The organism is Streptomyces sp. ATLC9, assembly GCF_057196705.1.
This window is the reverse complement of the sequence record NZ_JBXUOY010000389.1, coordinates 1-3884: the sequence shown is the minus strand read 5'-3', so window position 1 is coordinate 3884 and position 3884 is coordinate 1. Positions and strand designations below refer to the sequence as shown.

3 protein-coding genes are annotated in these 3884 nt (G+C 73.8%); 1 reads left to right on the top strand and 2 read right to left on the bottom strand.

The window, feature by feature from the left end; genetic code table 11:
* Positions 1 to 1036, bottom strand: a 1036-nt coding sequence (locus AC2CJA_RS25195; protein ID WP_484604975.1) for a DUF368 domain-containing protein, incomplete at its 3' end; no start/stop codon positions are given.
* A gap of 367 nt (positions 1037 to 1403) precedes the next feature.
* Here AC2CJA_RS25195 and wrbA point away from each other — a divergent pair.
* Positions 1404 to 2015 (top strand): NAD(P)H:quinone oxidoreductase, encoded by a 612-nt coding sequence (wrbA, locus tag AC2CJA_RS25190; RefSeq protein WP_484604974.1) that lies wholly within the window; start codon positions 1404 to 1406, stop codon positions 2013 to 2015.
* A gap of 65 nt (positions 2016 to 2080) precedes the next feature.
* Here the strand turns inward: wrbA and AC2CJA_RS25185 are convergent.
* On the bottom strand, positions 2081 to 3884 hold a 1804-nt coding region (locus AC2CJA_RS25185), incomplete at its 5' end, for a flavin monoamine oxidase family protein (protein WP_484604973.1).

Sequence of the window (3884 nt, the reverse complement as noted above, 5' to 3'; positions counted from 1 at the left end):
GCCGTGCCCCGGCGTGGTGCCGGCCGCCCGCGCCGTCGGGCGCGGCGGCGGTCTCCGCCGCGCGGGCGGCCGCCTCGCGCCGGTTCTTGGTGATGTGCTCGGCCACGGCGAACGCCGCGACCACGACGAAGCCCAGTGCCGCGAAACCGATCGCCGCGCCCAGCTGGTCGTCCGGCGCGAGAAGGGCCCGGTCCTCGTCCTGCCAGGGCCACAGCGCCCGCAGGCAGCCCGCCACCACACCGGTCAGGACCACCAGGGTGACGCGCTGCCGGTTCTCCAGCAGCCACTGCATCAGTTTGACGAACGAGGCCAGGCCCAGCAGGGCGCCGAGCGCGAACAGGCCCAGGTAGCCGAAGTCCCGTTCGTTGACGGCGGAGAGGGTGCGCTCGTACAGCCCGAAGGTCAGCAGCAGGAACGAGCCGGACAGGCCGGGCAGCACCAGCGCGGAAACCGCGATCGCCGCCGCGGCCACGATGACCAGCGGGGTGGCCTCCACCTCGCCGGGCGGCAGGCTGACGATCACGAAGGCGGCCGCCGCGCTCACCAGCGCCACGACGGCCTCGCCCGGCCGCCAGGGGGAGGAGGCGCCGTCGGGCAGCGGCGCCCGCGAGGCGAGGGAGAAGGGCACCCACAGCGACGCCAGCACCAGGCCGAAGAACAGGGCCCGGCTGTGCACAGGCTGCTCCTCGACCCAGCCCTCGACCAGTCCGGCCATCAGCACCAGCGCGGCGAACATGCCGGCCAGCAGCGGGACGACGACGCGCCACTGGACCTGGCGGACCTCGTGGAGGGCCCGGGCGAGTCCCCGTCCACGGGGAAGGTCGGCCAGCGCCAGCCGGACGCCGGTGACCAGGCGGCTCGCCGAGCCGATGGCCGTGTCGTACACGCCGACCACCAGGGCCACGGTGCCGCCGCTGACGCCCGGGACGGTCTCCGCGGTGCCTATCAGGGCGCCGCGCACCACATTGAGGCCGTGTGCCGGCCAGGACGAGGTTGACGACGGCTTCGCTGCCCTGTGTCGCTGGGTCTCCCCCACCAGAGCTCCTTCGGTGCTGGTCGAGTGCTGCGGGACTGTCCGCACGCCGGTTCCCGGGAGGTGCCGGGGCGGGCGCCTGGGACACATTGTTCACGATGCCGGACCCGGCCGGTCGCGCGAGGGTCGCCGCTCCCCGCCTCGGGTCGTACGGGGTTTGGCCGGCTTCCGGCGCGAAACCCGTCGCCGGGCGCGGATGTCCCTCCGGGCGGCCGGGGCCGCGACGCCGCGGAACGGCGAGGCGGCGGAACCCCGCACCGCACAGCGGGCACGAAGTGACAAAAGGCGCATAGAGTGACGATCGGCAGATGGTGAACGGAACGCGCCGACGCCCGAGCGGCCGCCGGCGCGGGCAAGGAGTCGGAAGCAGATGAGCGATGTCAAGCTGTCCGTGATCTACTACTCGGCGACCGGCACCATCCACAAGATGGCCGAACGGCTGGTCGAGGCGGGGAAGCGGGCGGGCGCGGAGGTGCGGCTGAGGAAGGCCGCCGAGCTCGCCCCGGACGAGGCCATCGCCTCCAACCCCGCGTGGAGCCGGCACCACGAGGAGACCAGGGACGAGCCGAGGGCCACCCCCGACGATGTCGTCTGGGCCGACGCCGTGCTGTTCGGCACGCCCACCCGGTACGGCAACGTCGCCAGCCAGCTCAAGCAGTTCCTCGACACCCTCGGCCCGCAGTGGCAGCAGGGACTGCTCGCCGACAAGGTGTACGCCGGCTTCACCGCCTCCCAGACCTCCCACGGCGGCCAGGAGTCGACGCTGCTGACCCTCTACAACGTCATCATCCACTTCGGCGGCCTCGTCGTCCCGCCCGGCTACACCGCCCCGCTGAAGTTCGCCGACGGCAATCCCTACGGTGTCTCCCACGTCACCGGGCCGGACAACGACGCCCCGCTCACCGACACGGAGTACGCCGCCCTCGACCACATGGCGCAGCGCGTGGTGCGCGTCGCGGGCCGCCTCAGGGGCGGGAGCTGACGGCCGCCCGTGCGGCCGGGCGAGGGCGGGTGACGGGCCGCCCCCACCCGGCCGTGCCCGGCCCGTCAGGCCCGGTGGACCTCCAGCGCGGTCCGTACCGCCGACTCCAGGGCGCCCTCGATCCACGCCGTCCTGATCGAGGTGTGGTCGCCCGCGAAGAGCAGCGGCCCCTCTCGGCGCCCCAGCAGCGGGAACAGCTCGGTGTGCTGGCCCGGCAGCAGTACGGCCGCCTCGCCGTACGCGTACGGGTCGCGCTGCCAGCTCTGGGTGCGCCCGGCACCGGTGTAGAAGACCTCCACCCGCTGCCCGTAGACCTGCTGCACACCGCGCAGGGCGTACGGGTAGCGGGCGTCGTCGTCCAGGCAGTCCCAGCGCCGGGCGTCGTCCGCCCAGCTGTAGGAGGCCAGCAGAACGCCGCCCTCGCTGCCCTCGATCCGGTGTGAGGGGTTGAACACGAAACGGTTGGGGTTGTCGCACACCGACCCGCCGCCGGTCACGCCCGCCGCCTCCGGCTGGTCCCGGGAGATCCAGCGGCAGGCGGTGTAGTGCACGCGCTGGGCGTCGGAGATGTGGCCGCGCGGTACGGACGGGTGCGCGCCCAGCAGGCTGCCGTCGTCCGGCGCCCTTCCCAGGCGGTAGGCGTCGTACAGCCCCGGCCGCACCCGCTCCAGCTCCCGCCGCCAGTCGGCCTCGTCGAACTCCCACCAGCGGCGGCTGAACTCCAGCAGCACCTTGGTGGCGCTGTCGTAGTGCAGCTCGGTGACGGCCCGCCGCTTGCCGTACGACAGCGACGGGGCGACCTGGATCTGCCGCAGCCCGGAGAAGGGGACGGTGAGGACCGCCCAGTCGCCGGTGAACTGCTCGCGCACCACCGCGCCGTCGCGGCCCTCGGAGACGGTGTCGATCCACACCGCCGGGCCGTCGGCGCCGATGTGCGGGGTGCCGTCGCCTCCGCCGCGCCCCTCCCCGCGGTACTCGACGCGGGTGGCGCGGCGGTCGAAGCGCACCGGGACCTTCAGCCTCCCGAGCTCCTTCAGCAGTGCGTCCGCGAGGGTGGCGGTGCCGCCCTCCAGTTCCCAGAAGACGGTGCCGGGGTTGATCAGGGACCAGCCGATGAAGCTGTGCAGGAAGGACAGGGGCAGGCGCGAGGTGAGGTTCTCCAGGGTGCCGATCAGGTCGATCGTGCGCTCGTCGAATCCCGCGTGCTCGGTCAGGAAGCGGTGCATCGACCAGCCGCCGAACCTCTGGACCACCCGGGTCCAGCCCTCCAGGCACTGCGGCAGCGGCTTGTTCACGCGCGTCCCGTCCGGCCCGACGGTGCTGTACTCGTCGCGCACCGGGTCCAGGACCCGGCCCAGGATCTCTGCGGCGGGGGTGTCCAGGTACTGCTCGGGCACGCCGAAGGACTGGTTGACCGCCCGCGGGTTCCTCGCGTAGTCGGCGCGGCGCGTCCGGACGCCGTTGACGGCGATCCAGGTGCGGTAGGCGGGCCTGCCGTCGGCGTCCACGTCCACCAGGTGGAAGCGGCGGCGCCTCAGCCCCAGTTCGTCGATCAGCCCCATGACCAGCGGATGGCTGCCGGGGATGCGCATGGCCCCGGCCTCCGCGTACTGCCCGGGGTCGGCGAAGGGCTGTTCCGCGCGCTCGTGGCCGCCGGTGCGGAAGGTCTTGATCCGGCCGCCGGCCCGGTTGCCGTTGGCCTCGACGACGGTGACGCGGTGGCCGGCCCGTCCCAGCAGCAGCGCGGTGACCAGCCCGGCCGGGCCCGCGCCGACGACCAGCACCTCCTTGCCGGGGGCGCCGGACGTGCCGGGGGCGCCCGCCGCCGCGCCGGAGCGCGGCAGGCCGCCGCGCAGGATCTTCTCGTAC

Bases quoted from the DNA above. Each gene is read 5' to 3' on its own strand.
- wrbA (WP_484604974.1), top strand. From the start codon at position 1,404: ATGAGCGATGTCAAGCTGTCCGTGATCTACTACTCGGCGACCGGCACC.